15 protein-coding genes and 2 pseudogenes are annotated in these 14,412 nt (G+C 56.0%); 10 read left to right on the top strand and 7 right to left on the bottom strand.

Features of this window, described 5'->3' with window-relative positions:
• Nucleotides 1-1,789 (top strand): PTS fructose-like transporter subunit IIB (locus IQ254_RS24430; RefSeq protein ID WP_193968760.1); only part of this gene is annotated, 1,789 nt, incomplete at its 5' end.
• Nucleotides 1,790-1,838: 49 nt separating this feature from the next.
• On the opposite strand, the gene IQ254_RS24425 is transcribed toward IQ254_RS24430, so the two are convergent.
• The 4 genes from IQ254_RS24425 to IQ254_RS33895 form a co-directional block, all read right to left on the bottom strand.
• The gene (locus tag IQ254_RS24425; RefSeq protein WP_193968759.1) at nt 1,839-1,991 is read right to left on the bottom strand and encodes a hypothetical protein; all 153 of its coding nucleotides are present in this window, start codon (nt 1,989-1,991) and stop codon (nt 1,839-1,841) included.
• 542 nt (nt 1,992-2,533) lie between these two features.
• Nucleotides 2,534-2,770: a hypothetical protein gene (locus IQ254_RS24420; RefSeq protein WP_193968758.1), complete on the bottom strand. Its 237-nt coding sequence runs from the start codon at nt 2,768-2,770 to the stop codon at nt 2,534-2,536.
• A 192-nt stretch (nt 2,771-2,962) separates the two neighbouring features.
• A complete protein-coding gene (locus IQ254_RS24415; RefSeq protein ID WP_193968757.1) occupies nt 2,963-3,358 on the bottom strand; it encodes a response regulator in 396 nt (131 codons plus the stop codon).
• Nucleotides 3,325-3,543 (bottom strand): response regulator, encoded by a 219-nt coding sequence (locus IQ254_RS33895; protein ID WP_369011362.1) that lies wholly within the window; start codon nt 3,541-3,543, stop codon nt 3,325-3,327. The genes IQ254_RS24415 and IQ254_RS33895 overlap by 34 nt, the downstream gene beginning before the upstream one ends.
• Between IQ254_RS33895 and IQ254_RS24410 the strand changes: the two genes are divergently transcribed.
• Entirely contained in the window at nt 3,472-4,260 is a 789-nt protein-coding gene (locus tag IQ254_RS24410) for a CPBP family intramembrane glutamic endopeptidase (protein WP_228041053.1), read from the top strand. The two genes, IQ254_RS33895 and IQ254_RS24410, sit on opposite strands and share 72 nt — an antisense overlap.
• Nucleotides 4,261-4,332: 72 nt before the next feature.
• On the opposite strand, the gene IQ254_RS24405 is transcribed toward IQ254_RS24410, so the two are convergent.
• Nucleotides 4,333-4,809: a YadA-like family protein gene (locus IQ254_RS24405; protein WP_193968756.1), complete on the bottom strand. Its 477-nt coding sequence runs from the start codon at nt 4,807-4,809 to the stop codon at nt 4,333-4,335.
• Nucleotides 4,810-5,238: 429 nt separating this feature from the next.
• The gene (locus tag IQ254_RS24400) at nt 5,239-8,106 is read right to left on the bottom strand and encodes a cation-transporting P-type ATPase (RefSeq protein WP_193968755.1); all 2,868 of its coding nucleotides are present in this window, start codon (nt 8,104-8,106) and stop codon (nt 5,239-5,241) included.
• Nucleotides 8,107-8,374: 268 nt separating this feature from the next.
• Here IQ254_RS24400 and IQ254_RS24395 point away from each other — a divergent pair, with 268 nt between their 5' ends.
• The 3 genes and pseudogenes from IQ254_RS24395 to IQ254_RS33890 all read left to right on the top strand — a co-directional run.
• Nucleotides 8,375-9,910: a gamma-glutamyltransferase gene (locus IQ254_RS24395; protein WP_193968754.1), complete on the top strand. Its 1,536-nt coding sequence runs from the start codon at nt 8,375-8,377 to the stop codon at nt 9,908-9,910.
• Nucleotides 9,911-10,110: 200 nt separating this feature from the next.
• Nucleotides 10,111-10,347: a hypothetical protein gene (locus tag IQ254_RS24390; protein ID WP_193968753.1), complete on the top strand. Its 237-nt coding sequence runs from the start codon at nt 10,111-10,113 to the stop codon at nt 10,345-10,347.
• Nucleotides 10,343-10,513 (top strand): annotated as a pseudogene (locus IQ254_RS33890) (type II toxin-antitoxin system PemK/MazF family toxin); the annotation flags it as partial. The gene IQ254_RS24390 and the pseudogene IQ254_RS33890, both read left to right, overlap by 5 nt.
• 129 nt (nt 10,514-10,642) lie before the next feature.
• Here the strand turns inward: IQ254_RS33890 and IQ254_RS31800 are convergent.
• A complete protein-coding gene (locus tag IQ254_RS31800; RefSeq protein WP_228041052.1) occupies nt 10,643-11,002 on the bottom strand; it encodes a hypothetical protein in 360 nt (119 codons plus the stop codon).
• A gap of 372 nt (nt 11,003-11,374) precedes the next feature.
• Here IQ254_RS31800 and IQ254_RS24375 point away from each other — a divergent pair, with 372 nt between their 5' ends.
• From IQ254_RS24375 to IQ254_RS24355, 5 genes and pseudogenes are all read left to right on the top strand, one after another.
• Complete coding sequence (locus tag IQ254_RS24375; protein ID WP_193968751.1) at nt 11,375-11,998, top strand: CBS domain-containing protein; 624 nt, start codon at nt 11,375-11,377, stop codon at nt 11,996-11,998.
• A 186-nt stretch (nt 11,999-12,184) separates the two neighbouring features.
• Entirely contained in the window at nt 12,185-12,622 is a 438-nt protein-coding gene (psbU, locus tag IQ254_RS24370) for a photosystem II complex extrinsic protein PsbU (RefSeq protein ID WP_228041051.1), read from the top strand.
• A 54-nt stretch (nt 12,623-12,676) separates the two neighbouring features.
• Entirely contained in the window at nt 12,677-13,216 is a 540-nt protein-coding gene (locus IQ254_RS24365) for a hydrogenase maturation protease (RefSeq protein ID WP_193968750.1), read from the top strand.
• Nucleotides 13,217-13,272: 56 nt separating this feature from the next.
• A complete protein-coding gene (locus tag IQ254_RS24360; RefSeq protein ID WP_193968749.1) occupies nt 13,273-13,701 on the top strand; it encodes a universal stress protein in 429 nt (142 codons plus the stop codon).
• 252 nt (nt 13,702-13,953) lie between these two features.
• Nucleotides 13,954-14,280, top strand: a pseudogene (locus IQ254_RS24355) (cell division protein FtsH); the annotation flags it as partial.
• Nucleotides 14,281-14,412: the final 132 nt, after the last annotated feature.

Here is a 14,412-nt window from a genome sequence, read left to right as displayed (position 1 = left end):
GACAAAAATCGTTGCCGTTACCGCCAGTGCCGCTGGCGAGGCCCATACCCAAATGGCGGCAGAAGCCCTCAAGCGCACCGCTCGCGCCCTCGGCCATGAGCTGGTGGCCGAAACCCAGGGGAGTGCGATCGCCACCGCCCTCCACCCCGACGACATTCAACAGGCAGCGGTGGTAATTGTGGGGGCCGATGGGGCCGTGGAGCGCGATCGCTTTGGCGGCAAACCCGTCTACGCCGTCTCCACCAGCGAGGCCATTCGCAATACCGCAATGGTGATTCAGAGCGCCGTGGCCCTGGTGGGACACGGTCCTAACCTGGGCGCAATCAAGACCACGCCCCACCCCCACGATCCCCTGCCGGAGGACACCGCCGCTGAGGCATCGACCTCAGCCCAAAAATTCTTTGTGGGCATTACCTCCTGCCCCACGGGCATTGCCCACACCTTTATGGCGGCGGAAGCCTTAAAACAGGGAGCCGCTAAACTGGGCCACGAGATCAAAGTTGAAACCCAGGGCTCGGTGGGCTCCCAAAACACCCTCACCACCGACGACATTGCCCGCGCCGACGCGGTGATTATCGCGGCGGATACCCACGTTGACCTGTCCCGTTTTGGCGGTAAGCGCCTGTACGAGACCTCCACCAAAGCGGCTATTCACAGCGGGGCCGATGTGGTGACGGCGGCCCTCGATGCCCCGATCGCTGGCGGCGGTGGTGATGCGGGTTATCTGGACGAAGTCAAGCGCGCCAAGGTCGAGCGCTCCGAAAGTCGCTCTGGCCCCTACAAGCACCTGCTCACCGGGGTCAGCTACATGCTGCCAGTGATTGTGGCCGGGGGTCTAATCATTGCGCTGTCGTTTGTGTTTGGCATTAACCCCGAAGAGGGCAGCTTTGGCGACGCGCTGATGCAGATCGGCGGCGGTGCAGCCTTTGCGCTAATTGTGCCGGTGCTGGCGGGCTTTATCGCCTTTTCCATCGCCGATCGCCCCGGCCTCGCCCCTGGCCTCATCGGCGGCATGCTGGCGGCAAATTTGAATATGGGCTTTTTGGGCGGAATACTCGCGGGCTTTTTGGCAGGCTATGTGGCCAAGTTTATTCGCGACCAGGTGAATCTCCCCGCCAACTTTGAAGGGCTGAAGCCGGTACTGGTGATTCCCCTGCTGGCGACGCTAATTGTAGGGCTGCTGCTGGTCTACGTCTTTGGTACCCCGGTGCGCTTTGTAATGGATGGGCTGACCGCCTACCTGGAGGGTCTGAGCGGCACCAATGCGGTGCTGTTGGGGCTGCTGTTGGGCGGCATGATGGCGATCGACATGGGTGGCCCGATCAACAAAGTTGCCTATACCTTTGCGGTGGGGCTGTTGACCACCGACATCTACGCCCCCATGGCCGCAGTGATGGCGGCGGGTATGACCCCGCCGTTAGGCCTGGCCCTGGCCACCTTTGTCTCTAAAAAGCACTTTAACCGGGCGGAGCAGGAGGCGGGGAAGGTGGCCTCGGTGCTGGGCATTTCCTTTATTACCGAGGGGGCAATTCCCTTTGCCGCCAACGACCCGCTGCGAATTATCCCCGCCTGCATGGCCGGGTCGGCGGTGGCCGGGGCGCTGTCGATGGCCTTTGGCTGCACCCTGCGCGCGCCCCACGGCGGCATCTTTGTGATGGCGATACCGAACGCGGTGGAGAATGTGGGGCTGTACATCGTGGCGATCGCGGCGGGTACCCTGGTCACGGCTTTGGTCGCGGTGCAGCTCAAGCACTGGTTTCCGCGCCGGGCGGCCCAGACACCCGCGTAGGGAACTATCGTGCTGGGCGTTCCCATTCACCTCGGATTTGGTAGTCGATTTAGTGGCAGCGGCGATCGCTGCAGCGATCGCCGCTGACCCGCCACCGGAGCTTGTCTGTACAAATCACCTGGTGATGCAACAGAGGCAATGTTTCTGGAAAATGCAGATCGACCACGCTACCCCGTACTGCGGTTACCGTTCCTGCGGTCACGATGAGTGCTGCCGGTGGCGATCATCTGGAGTGTCGCCACTAAAGGGCTGGACTCCCGTTTTGGGGTAGTCGTCGTCACTGGGACTAAAGAGACGCCCGACTGCGGTTGAGATATCTCCAATCGATGTTGGCAAAGCCCTCAGCATGCTTTTGATTTTCACAGACACTTTTCGCTTGATCGAAGTCATGGCTAACCTCCCAAATCTGATTTTACTCACCCGACTCACACCACACTCCATTGCAGACGGCCTGTGTACCGTCGTTATCCTGTTTGTGTAGGCTTTGCTGCTTGCCAACAGGTTTCTAGGCGAAAACGAAAAATTTCGGTCTGATAATCAATCTGCCAGCAGCGCTCTAAAAACCGCAGTTCGTAGTCTCGCCTGAATTTGAAAGGGTTGAATAGGGCTGGCTTTTCTTTAACAAAGAGCGGCTGCCTGAGGTAGGCCCCAGCGATGTGCCAAAAATCATGATTTAGTTTTCTTGTCGTCATGTCCGTGCCCTCCTTGCCCAGGGACATCCTCCATAGAAAGCCTCAAAAGGGCTTATTTCTCTGGTTCAGCGCTAGCAATTTCTGCCTCTGAACGCAGCTGTAGAGAGGCCTTGCGATGCTGTTCATGCTGACGCTGCTTAGCCAAAGATTCACGGGTTTCCGCTTGAATTTCGGCACCATCACCCCCAGCAACTTCGACTTCGCTGCGCTCTAGCATGGTTTGCTGACGATTTTTCTCCTGCTGCCGCTGCTCGGCAGCATGTTGGCGAGCCTGTTCTTGAGTAGACATCTTAATAGCCTCAGAAACTAAACGATAGTACGTAAGCCATCAATCGTCGCTCGCGGCGGCTCGCTCGCTGTTGTTCTTGGCAACGGCGAGAGCGAACGTCGCGAGCCCTGAATTTGAAGGTAATCGGGTGTCCTCTTACATCTATTAAGCTATCGAGAGAGTATGAGGATGTTGTGAAGACATCCACCGCTATCAGCTGTTTGTATCTTGAACGTGAGACTCGACCAGGGCTGAGATGGTCGCTACCAAAACGATCGGATCAAAGGGTTTGGCCACAACTACAGCGGCACCATCCCGCTGCAGCTGTAGCTGATCGGTGAGGCGATCGCGCGCCACCAGACACAGGGCTGGGATGTCGTGCGTCTGGGCATCAGCTTTTAGCTGAGCCAATATTTCTGAAGAATTGGATTGGTCATCCAGCAGAATGACATCGGGCGACTCTTGCTGGGCTAGCGCCAACCAGTCTTGGTCAGGTGTTGCCGTTATCACTTGCCAACCCGAGAGGGTCTCTAGGCTGAAGCGCAGAATGGCTCGAATATCATCCACGTATTCAATCAGCAGCACGCACAGTAGGCGTTGAGACGGCATGAGCTCGTTAAAATAACCGGGATAGTTTGGGTATTGGCTGAGTCCCTCAGCAATTTCAGCGTCGCTATCCCATCGCGCTCCGGCATCATCACGTCCAGCAGAATGGCATTTGGTTGCTCGGAGCGGGCGATTTCCAGGCCTTTGTCACTGGAGTATGCGGTCAGCAGTTCCCCACCCGCCTCCATCATCAGCCCCACCTGGGCGATTCGGTGGATATCGACTTCGTCGTCGATCCGCTATTTATTTTGGCGGTGTATGCCCCTGCGATCGCAGCATTCACTATCATCACCTACCATGCCGGACTTAGAGGACTGCGGCATTATCTGTCTCGGCTATGGCTCTGGCGATGCCCCCTAGCCTGGTACGCTTTTCTGCTGCTTGGCATCCCGCTCATTTTTGCCGCAGGCTCTCTATGGAAGGGAAATCTGTTTACAGACCCGTTCCCATTCACCTCATTTCAGTCAGTCATCCTAGCCTTAGCCCTGGCTACAATTCTTGGCCCTATTGAAGAATTTGGCTGGAGGGGCCTGGCGTTGCCGCTACTGCAACGTCGGTTTGCACCGATTTGGGCTAGCTTGATTTTGGGCGTCATCTGGGGATTTTGGCATTTGCCAGCGTTCTTATTGAGTGGAACACCGCAAAGTGCCTGGTCATTTACCCCATTTTTTGTGGGTACGATTGCGCTCAGCGTTATTGTGACGCCGTTGTTCAACGCCTCGCGGGGCAGCATCCTACTGCCTGCACTCTTCCATTTTCAGATGATCAACCCCCTGTGGCCCGACGCCCAACCCTATGACACAGCTGTGGTGATGATCGTCGCTGGTGTGACTGTTTGGCTGAATCGAAAATCGATGTTCAACCGCAAAAGGGCTGTGACTGCTGTTATTCCCATCCCTGCCTAAGTAAACCGCCCTCCTAAACGTGCCAAGAGGGCGGCATACAGGTCACTCAATCAACCCGTCGGCTCAACTGCGCTATCGGCCATTGCCGAAGACATAGCCAACACCGAGGGTAAAGCCAACTTCGTCATCGTCAGCAAACGGGAGATAGCTGACGGAGCCATTGGCAACCCAGCGATCGCCGAAGCGATAGTCAACACCGCCCGTGAGGGCAAAGTCGATCGTGCTGGTGTTACCGAGGTCACCACCAATACCAGCGCCTACAAAGGGATAGATAGTCCCATCTGCATCAAGTGCGTTGAAGTCATAGGTGACGGGCAAGAGGTAGAAGACATCTTCGCTGTCGTTGAAGTTAAAGTCAGTGGCGACTGCCGGACGAACCGACAGATTGTCAGTGATACTGATCTTGCCATTGACGACGAAGCCGTCATCGCCGCCGCCGATACCAACGTAGTTGTAGTCAGGGGTTTGCTGGGCAGACGCACTTAGTGGAAAGGCGAGAAGTGCAGCCGAGACCAAACCAGCAGAAACCAAACCGAGTGTGCTTTTCATACTTTCCTCCCCAACGCCAAAAGGCGTGACACGGGAACCTAAGATCTTCTATAGCCCTGGCAATGCTGGAACACGATAGGTGCAAAGTGAGGCTTTTAGAAGGAGCCATTGGAGAGAGGGTATCTGAAGGGAGAACCTTTTTCCTTTAGCTTACCTATAGTATATCTTCAGAGAAATAAGTCTGCTGTGGTTATCAGACACTTTGTCAAGTGGTTGCAAATGTAACCCTAATGATACCTAGAGTTTAGCCTGCTCGTCGCTGAGCTAAATGCAGGCAACAAACTCAATGGCGAAATGATTTTAATAGGAAATCCGATTTGGGAAACCCCGATTCATAATCAGAAGCCCCGCAGGAGGGGCTTCAGTCAGGATTTGGTATAAACTCTAAAGTCCATCGGTTAATTAGAATCTACAAACGATGCCTTTGAGCTAATAGCTCTGATTCAACGGTTGTGTTTCAGGGTGGCTATTGGCCTTTAAAACGATTCGTTTGCGGAGCTCTTCTGCGATTAACAGTAACGGGGGCCAGCCGACTAGAAACAGCCACTGCCAGGCTGCCAGGGGTGCGGTGCCGAAAATATTTTGCAGTAGGGGCACTTGCAGCAGGGCGATCAGCACGATCCACTCTGAGGCGATTCCCACCCAGATCAGCTGGTTGGTAAACCACCCCAGCTTGAGTATGGAGCCAAACTCTGACCGGCAGGCAAAAATATTGCCGACCTGGCAGGCCACAATCACGGCGACGGTCACGGTGGTGGCCTGAACAAAGATGGCGGTGGTGGCCGCATTGGCCGAGTGGTCTAAAATGGCCGCCGTTACCCGCTGAAGGTCTGAAATGCCATAGCCGTAGCTCCACCACACAGCCAAAAACCCCAGCATGGCAGCGGTGCCTTCAATCACGCCTAAAAAGCCATAGGCCCGCAATAAAAGAGACCGATCGAGCAAGGGTTTTTGTTTGGGTCGCGGGGGTTGATCCATAATGTGGGCTTCGGCAGGGTCGGCTCCTAGGGCCAGGGCTGGAATCATGTCTGTGCCCAGGTCAATGGCTAAGATTTGCATGATTGTGAGCGCGGGAGGAATCTTGAAGAGCACCATCGCCAGAAACGGCACAATCTCTGGCACGTTAGACGCCAGGATGTAGGTCATAAATTTGCGAATGTTTTGGTAGATGGCGCGGCCCTGTTCTACCGCCACCACAATGGTGGCAAAGTTGTCGTCGGTGAGCACCATATCTGCTGCTTCGCGGGCCACGTCAGTGCCGCTAATGCCCATGGCAATGCCAATATTTGCGGCCCGCAGCGCCGGGGCATCGTTGACCCCGTCCCCGGTGACGGCCACGACATGGCCCAGGTCTTTGTAAGCCTGTACCAGCCGCAGCTTTTGCTCCGGGGCCATGCGCGCAAACACCAGCCCGGCCCGGCTGTGCAGCCGTTGACGCAGCTGGGCATCGCTCATGTGGCCCAGTTCTTCTCCAGTAATCACCCTGACTTTGTCTTTGCCAATGCCAATTTGGCGGGCGATCGCCTCAGCCGTGCCGCCATAGTCGCCGGTGACCATGGTGACCGCAATCCCGGCTCGATGACAACTGGCGATCGCACCGGCCACCTCGGGCCGGGCCGGGTCCATCATGGCCGTCAGCCCAATCAAGATCAGGTCTTTTTCCAGGTCGTGGGGATCTTGATGCAATAGCTCTTGCTCCCCTTTGCGGGCCGCTACCCCCAGCACGCGAAATCCCTGACGCGCTAGCCGATCGTTAGCCGCTGCAATCTCGGTTCTTTCCTGAGCACCCAGGGGGTGGGTTTGGCCCTCCCGGAGGATGAACTGACAGCGCTCTAGCACCTCCAGCGGCGCCCCTTTGGTAAAGCTGAGATAGCTGTGCTCGTTGCGCCAAAGCTCGGCATGTTGCCAGTCGAGCACAACGGTCATCATGCGCCGTCGCGAATCAAAGGGCACCTCGCGCAGCCGGGGAGAGCGATGCTGCAGGGTCTCTGGCTGTAAGCCAGCTTTTAGCGCCGCCACCAGCAGGGCGGCTTCGGTTGGGTCGCCAATTTCCTGCCAGGCCGAGGTGGCCTGCCCTTTTGCCGGGGTGGTGAGATGAATTAACCGGGCGTTTGAACACAGGGCCGCTCCAGCCAGCAGAGTATGGATATGGCTCACCGCTGGCGGCGAAGTGGCCTGAATGTCGCCGGTGGGGTCGTAGCCGGTGCCGGTGACCTCGATCTCTCCTGCTGACGGAATCCAGAGCGATCGCACGGTCATTTCGTTTTTGGTCAGCGTCCCGGTTTTATCGGTGCAGATGACGGTGGTCGCACTCAGGGTTTCCACCGCCGACAGCCGCCGCACCAGGGCATTGCGACCGGCCATGCGCTTCACCCCAATCGCCAGGGCCAGCGTCACCGTTGGCAACAGCCCCTCGGGCACGTTGGCGACAATGATGCCAATGGCAAAGATAAAACTCTCCTTGACATCCAGGCCAATCAGCAGGGTACTGAGCAGAAAAACAGACATGCCCATGGCGATCGCAATGGTGGTAATCACCCGCACAATCCGCGTGATCTGCACTTCCAGGGTGCTGGGCTCGCGTTTTACGGTGGTCGTCAGGTGGGCCACATGGCCAAACTCTGTGCGCGCACCCGTGGCGTACACCACCGCTAGCCCCCGCCCGGCAGCCACGGTAGAGCCGGTAAACACCAAATTGCCCAGGTCTGCGGGCTGAACTTTCCCCGTTGCAGGAATAGGCCCATCGGCCTGAATAGCTGCCGCATTTCTGGCCACCGGCAATGACTCGCCTGTGAGCACAGAGACATCGACATACAGCGACTGGGCCGAAACAAGACGCGCGTCGGCGGAGATGCGATCGCCTTCTTCGAGCTGAATGACATCGCCAGTGACCAGCTCCCGGGCCGGAATAAGTCTCAAGTTGCTATCGCGGTAGGCTTTCACCTGAATCGGCAAGACATTTTTGAGCGCCGCCAGCGCCTGCTCCGCCTGAAACTCCTGGGAGAAACTAAAGACGGCATTGATCAAAATAACCGCCCAAATGGCCCAGCCCAACTCGGGCGTATCAGAGACAAAGGCCAGCACCCCCGCCACCCACAGCAAAAGCGCCATAAAATGCGTGAGCTGATCGAGAAACCGCAAGACTAAAGACCGGCGCGGCGGCTCTGGCAATTCGTTAAAGCCATGCTTTTTCAGCCGAGCCGCTGCTTCACCGCTGGCGAGCCCCTGGGCGCTAGTGCCCAAGATCTCGTAGACGGCTGCATCGGTAACCGACCAGATCGGAAGATGGGGAACCATCGCTTGTCAGCCCCCGCTATTGAAAAGACAAAGAACTGCCTGGAGCCGGTTTTGCTCTCGCATCGGTCGTTCTGACCTACGCTGCTCCAGCGATGTCTCGTACAGTGTTGTCAAAACACTTTTTTTCATGCAGCTTCTCCGTCAGACATTTTCTCAGGCTAGGGATAAACTCTGAGGAAACTGTGAGGACACCTGCCGCTGCTGCTTCAACCTTTTTGGTCAGCCTCAGCCTGGGGCGCGCAGATTAAACTTACTGAACGATGCAAGTATGAGACAGGTTACGATTGCGGCTGGCTCCAAAATTGCCGCCGATGCGGGGGCTGCTATAGCCAATCAGGGCGGCAACGCGGTGGATGCCGCCCTGGCCGCCGCCCTGGTTTCCATGGGTACCGATTTAGGCGTAATGGCTCCAGGGGCCAGCGGATTTGTGACGGTTTGGCCGCCTTTGGGGCCGCCAGTTGTGATCGATGCCTATGCAGAAATTCCCGGTCGAGGGATAGACCCCGAGCAGTTTTCTCAAAGCAGCCAGGAAGTCTTTTTTGACTATGGGGGGAGAACCTCTAATATTGTGGGCTACGGTTCGGTGGCAACCCCGGGAATATTTGCGGGCTTAGACATGGCCTCGACCGACTATGGCGCGCTGCCGTGGGCAGCGGTTGTTGCCCCCGCCTGCCAGTGGGCAGAGCAAGGATTTCCGCTGACCGGGGGGGCCGCAGAGTATCTGGCCTGTACCCACGAGGCTATTTTTAGCTGGCAGGCGGAAAGCTACCAGGCCCTGCACCACAGCGATGGTCGCTGCCTTAGCGCCGGGGAAATTGTGCATCTCCCAGGTCTGGCCCACAGCCTCCAGCAGATTGCCAAAGGCGGTGCCAGCACGTTTTACACAGGGGAGCTGGGGGCCAAAATTGCCGCCGAGATAGAAGACCACGGGGGGCTGATCACGGCTGAAGATTTGGCGGCGTATCGAGCCCTTGTGCGATCGCCGATTCAGATCCGCTTTGGCGAGTGGGAGATTGCCACCAACCCGGCTCCGGCCATCGGCGGCGCGGCGCTGGCGGCCATGCTGTTGCTCCACGAGCATTACCCGCTGGAGCGTTGGCATGGGGAGGCGGTGCGGCAGGTGGCCCAGATCCAAAACGCTGTTTTAGAGTACCGCAGTGACCATTTGGATGGCGCCATCGACAACGCCGCAGAGATCTCGAACCTGCTGGATTTGGCCCATCGCGGCGACGGCTGCGGCAGCTTGAACTCCCCCTCAACGATCCACATCTCGGCGGTTGATAGTGATGGCCTGGCCTGCTCTATTAGCGCGTCGGCAGGCTACGGCTCGGGGGTGATGGTGCCGGGCACAGGGCTGTGGCTGAACAATTCCCTGGGCGAGATCGACCTCCACCCGCAGGGTATCGCCAGCTTTCCCCCCGGCACCCGTTTGGCCTCTAATATGGCACCGACGATAGCTCGCCACAGAGACGGTACGGTGCTGGCGATCGGGTCTCCCGGTGCCTCTCGGATCGCCACGGCGATCGCCCAGGTGCTGATCAATTTTATGCAGCTAAACATGCCTCTAGCCGAGGCGATCGCCCACCCGCGCCTCCATGTCGAAGACTACGCAGGGCGGCGAACAATCGCCTACGAAGCGGGTTTGCCCATGGATGCGATCGCGGGTTTCTACACCCGCCGCTTTCCAACTCAGGGGATGTATTTTGGCGGTGTGCAGGCGGCGCTGTGGTCACCCGAAACGGGCCTGTCGGCAGCGGCGGATGCCCGTCGAGGCGGACAGGTCGCCCAGGGCGAGAGTTATTAGCCATTTGCCGCTACAGTCTTTTACAGTCTTTCTCTAGCATGTCCAGATACCCCATCCCCTGGGCATTCAGCCAAGAACGGCCCAGACCTGTACAACACCCCCACCAGGAGAGTGTGCGACAATTTTCGGCATAATCTGGTTCGTGTGGTTTCGGTATGACCAGGGTATAACTGAAGCGTAGGATTACAGTTAAAATCACTATGAAAACTGCAATTTCACTTCCAGATTCAGTTTTTGAAGAGGCGGAAGTAATAGCTCAGCAGCTAGGATTATCCCGCAGCGAGCTTTACACGAAAGCGCTAAAAGCATATCTAGGAAAGTATAACCGCAATCAAATTCTGCTCAAGCTTAACGAGGTTTACTCTAAAGAGCCTTCTGAGCTAGACCCAGTGATGGCAAGGATGCAGTTTATGTCTTTGCCCTATGAGGATTGGTGATGTATTGCTTCCCTGCGCGGCATCAGGCCTGTCAAGAGATTCTGTAGCAAATGTCTCTCAAATTTTCACGGTCGACAAAACGTTCTTGGTTGAGCGCGTTGGTGCGCTACCCGATTACCTGCAAGAGGAGATAGATGAAGGTTTACGAATGATCTTATATCTCTAACCACGCCAGCTAAAAAGTTTATGGAGCAACGAATTCTAGGTTCTTGCGTCGTTTCAGACTTGCTCATTGCCGCTCATCTTCACCCTTAAACTGGTTTGCCAGCTTGCTTCGAGGGGGCCTCACAGTGACTTAAGACAACTTGCTAACCTGCCAGGCCGTTTGCCCCCCTAGCTTACCGACCTTAGTAAAGCACCAGTTGCCTCGTTCATAGGTTGTTTCATCTTTGTGGCAGTGGGGTTTTACGCCAATTAATTGCTCAACGTCTTCGGTGGTGAGTTGCCAGCCGCTGGTGCAGGCCTGCTCCAGCACCTCCAGATACCATAGGGGGTGGGGCGATGGTCCCTTGGGACCGGTCTTCGACCATCGCGGCACGGACAATGCCTGGGTTAGCTGCTGGAGTGCCGCTGCGATCGCGTTGAGACCCGCCGCGATCGCCTGGTTGCCCTCTGGCTGAGGCGGCGTAGGGGCAACAGCCGGTGGGGAGGACATTGCGGGTGGGGCAGCGGCTGTCGCTTTGTCAGCGGCGGTATCCCAGGGATCGATCAGGTCAGGCGACTTTTCTCAGAAACTCTTTCGATTTTTTCAAACAGCTTGAGCTTAAAAAAAAGACTTGAGAAAGTTATGAGGGTTGACAAAACGTTAGCCATAAAACCAGCGGTGCTCATAATTTCCTCAAACGGAGTCTCTATTCTGAAGACATGAGGACTACACGACCCATTGAGCGACGCTCGGTTTCTCTCCGCGGCTGGCTGGCTGGCATCGGGGTCATTAGCTTTCTACGGCAACAGCAGGTCGAGGCTTAGACGGGGCGGCCTACCGCGATCGCATTCAGACCCTGTTGTGACCCCCAGGAGATTCCCTATGAAAGTCGCCGACATTATGACCACCGAGGTAGTCACCATTCGCAATTCGGCAACGGTTGCAGAAGCTGTAAAGCAGATGCGGCGACACTCCATCCAGGCTGTGATCGTCGATCGCAACCACGAGGAAGACGCCTACGGGATTGTCACGGTGGCCGATATCGTCGGCAAAGTCATTGCCTTTGGCCAGGATACTCGCCGTCGCCGGGTCTATGAAATCATGAACAAACCCTGCATCGTGCTCAACCCTGACCTGGGGATCGAGTACGCAGCAAGGCTATTGGCCAGCGCAGGCATTCACAGTGCGCCGGTTGTCCAAAAAAGCCTGCTCGGGATTGTATCGATGACCGATATCCTCCAGCAGGGCGACTTCATCGAACGTCCCCAAACCCTACAGCTCAAAGAGCGCCTACAGCACTTAGAAGAAGCCGCCCACCAGACCTGCTACCAGAAAGGTCCAGGGTCTCAAGCCTGCCTTGACGCCTGGGCTAAGGTGGATGCTCTAGAGGCTGAGCTGGCCCATCAGCAGGCTGAGGCCATTGAAAAAACAGCCTTTGAAAGCTACATGGACGACTACCCAGAAGCCTTCAAAGATCGAGAATATGATGCCTGGTGCGGGGGATAAATCGTATCTGGGCGGAGCTAGAGATGCCCTGTGGTCTGACCATGCCTAAAGTCGTAAGAAGAGAATATCGTCATAAGTTCCTCAAGGTTTTTCCCTAAATTTAAGATGTAGCTAGTAGTGAGCTGGGGCAGGCAGGGCAATTTGTAAGCGAACTGCCTGGTCGCGATAGCTCAGAGAAGGTGAAGGATGAAAACCTTGTTGACTCTAGTCATGAAACTTTTCGTCGGGGCGGCTCTGTCCATAGTCTTGTGGCTGGGAATGGGCTTTAATCAACCTGCCATAGCGCAGCTCATCGGGCCTAAAAACTTGGTGACTATGAATATTCCATCTGAGCTATCCCGTAACCCGATAGACAAAAAGCTGGGTGAAGTGAGCACCAAAATTGACTTGAACAACTCCAATGTGCTGGCCTTTAGACGGTACCCAGGCATGTACCCAACCCTCGCCCGCAAGGTCATTCGAAATGCTCCTTTTGATACGGTGGAAGACGTGCTCACTATTCCAGGGTTAAGCGATCGCGAAATCGATCTGCTGAAAGCCAATCTCGAGAATTTTGTGGTGACCCCTTCTGAGCCGGCCTTGATAGAAGGCGGCGATCGCATCAATCCCGGCATTTACAAGTAGGTTTCGAGTCGGTCCCGGTTTGACACACCTTAAATCACACTGAAGGCAAAGCCCATGGCAGACGTTAGCAATCAGGTTTTCTCTGAGCCCCATCCAACTGTTGTCGTTATCGGCTACGGCAACCCCCAGCGAGGTGACGATGCCATTGGTCAAACAGTCGTCTCCCACCTGCAAGCACTCAACATTCCAGCGGTCGAGGCGTATTCTGCCACCCAGCTCACCCCAGAGCTGTCAAGCAAACTGGCGGTAGCCGACTGCGCCATCTTTGTAGACGCTTGTAAATTAGCGAGTGCCGATGTCAGGGTCAAGCCCTTAACCGCCTGCGGCTCTGAACCGTCTGGGTCTGTGGTTCCGGCTTCGGGGCATTCTTGCGATCCCTGTTCACTGTTGGCGCTGACCTCCTCAGTCTATGGCCGCTGCCCGCAATCCTGGTGGGTTGAAGTGCCTGCCAGCGACTTTACCGTTGGCAATGCTCTCTCAGCATTGGCGGAACGGGGCGTTGCCCAAGCATTGCAAGAAATTGAGAAATTGATCACTGCGATCGCCCAAACGCAAGCCCCACAACACAGTTCAGTGATTTCTCGGCCGATGTAACCGTAATTTTAAAGCGAACGTTTGACAGACCAGTCGTTAAAAGAGGATTTTCAATCATGACGTTATTTACTAGCAACAATGTTTTGGTCCCGATTGATTTTTCTAAAGAGGCCCACCAGGCCCTAGTCGATACCCTTGAGTTTGTTAAAGACCCGGCCAAACTGCACGTCATCCACGTGCTGCATTCGCTGGAACCCACAGAACCCGGCGTGGTTTGGCAAACCATAGATGACCAAACCCGCATCGATAAAATTAAAGCGGTGTTCTACAAGCAGTTTCCAGATGAGGCGTATCAGCAGGTCAAATTCACGGTCAAAGTCGGGCATCCTAGCGCTGAAATTATCGACTATGCCGAACACAACGCCATTGATCTGATCGTTATTCCATCCAGTGGACGCACGGGGCTATCTCGGTTTTTCCTAGGCTCGGTCGCAGAACGCGTTGTCCGGTTTTCCCACTGTCCCGTTTTGGTGATTCGAGGATAAATTGAGCCTGAGTTTGCGCCGAGTAGAAAACGCTGGAGCGAATTACGCCAGCTATTGGATCGTGTTTAGCCCATCGCTCGCTGCTACCGGCCTTCAATCGGGCAGGCCTTTAGAGTCTGAGCCCTGCTCAGCGTTGCAGGCCTTCACAGGTTCCCCAACTTTTCTACCTAAGCTATAAAGCATCCGGCAGGTATCAGCCGTTTAGAAAAGGCTGCTGAGGCCGAGGTTCTGTTCAGCGGTATTGGTGTCTTAATCATTGGGGCCTTGATGCCCGGGGCGGGCGTTGTGGAGAAGATTTCGATTGTGCCACGGGGAGTCGCCGCCCTGGGCTATACCCTGCAACTTCCAGAAGACGATCGCTTCTTGATGATTGAGGATGAAATTCGCGGTCGGTTGGTGACGCTGCTGGGGGGCCGAGCCGCCGAGGAGCTAGTGTTTGGTAAGGTTTCGACCGGGGCCAGTGACGACATTCAAAAGGCAACCGACCTGGCTGAGCGCTGCATTACCCTCTACGGCATGAATCAGGCCATAGGGCCAGTGGCGGTAGAACGGAGCCAGTCTCAATTTTTAGACGGGTTTCCAACGGGCGTATCTAAAGGTTAGGGGAAGAGTCAGTCAGCGACTTTGGAACCGAGGGAAAGAGGTCATCAAAGCGGTCATTGGCCCAAGCCAGCCTGAGCAAGAGGAGATGGTTAAAGCCATCTTCACTCC

It is taken from the genome of Nodosilinea sp. LEGE 07088, from assembly GCF_015207395.1.
Taxonomy (GTDB): domain Bacteria; phylum Cyanobacteriota; class Cyanobacteriia; order Phormidesmidales; family Phormidesmidaceae; genus Nodosilinea.
Note: the sequence above shows the minus strand (reverse complement) of the source record. Positions and strands in the feature narration are given on the sequence as shown.

Coding starts and splice junctions, on each gene's coding strand:
- IQ254_RS24420 (WP_193968758.1), bottom strand. CDS start 2,770: ATGTCTACTCAAGAACAGGCTCGCCAACATGCTGCCGAGCAGCGGCAG.
- IQ254_RS24415 (WP_193968757.1), bottom strand. CDS start 3,358: ATGCCGTCTCAACGCCTACTGTGCGTGCTGCTGATTGAATACGTGGAT.
- IQ254_RS33895 (WP_369011362.1), bottom strand. CDS start 3,543: ATGGAGGCGGGTGGGGAACTGCTGACCGCATACTCCAGTGACAAAGGC.
- IQ254_RS24405 (WP_193968756.1), bottom strand. CDS start 4,809: ATGAAAAGCACACTCGGTTTGGTTTCTGCTGGTTTGGTCTCGGCTGCA.
- IQ254_RS24400 (WP_193968755.1), bottom strand. CDS start 8,106: ATGGTTCCCCATCTTCCGATCTGGTCGGTTACCGATGCAGCCGTCTAC.
- IQ254_RS24395 (WP_193968754.1), top strand. CDS start 8,375: ATGAGACAGGTTACGATTGCGGCTGGCTCCAAAATTGCCGCCGATGCG.
- IQ254_RS24390 (WP_193968753.1), top strand. CDS start 10,111: ATGAAAACTGCAATTTCACTTCCAGATTCAGTTTTTGAAGAGGCGGAA.
- IQ254_RS31800 (WP_228041052.1), bottom strand. CDS start 11,002: ATGTCCTCCCCACCGGCTGTTGCCCCTACGCCGCCTCAGCCAGAGGGC.
- IQ254_RS24375 (WP_193968751.1), top strand. CDS start 11,375: ATGAAAGTCGCCGACATTATGACCACCGAGGTAGTCACCATTCGCAAT.
- psbU (WP_228041051.1), top strand. CDS start 12,185: ATGAAAACCTTGTTGACTCTAGTCATGAAACTTTTCGTCGGGGCGGCT.
- IQ254_RS24365 (WP_193968750.1), top strand. CDS start 12,677: ATGGCAGACGTTAGCAATCAGGTTTTCTCTGAGCCCCATCCAACTGTT.
- IQ254_RS24360 (WP_193968749.1), top strand. CDS start 13,273: ATGACGTTATTTACTAGCAACAATGTTTTGGTCCCGATTGATTTTTCT.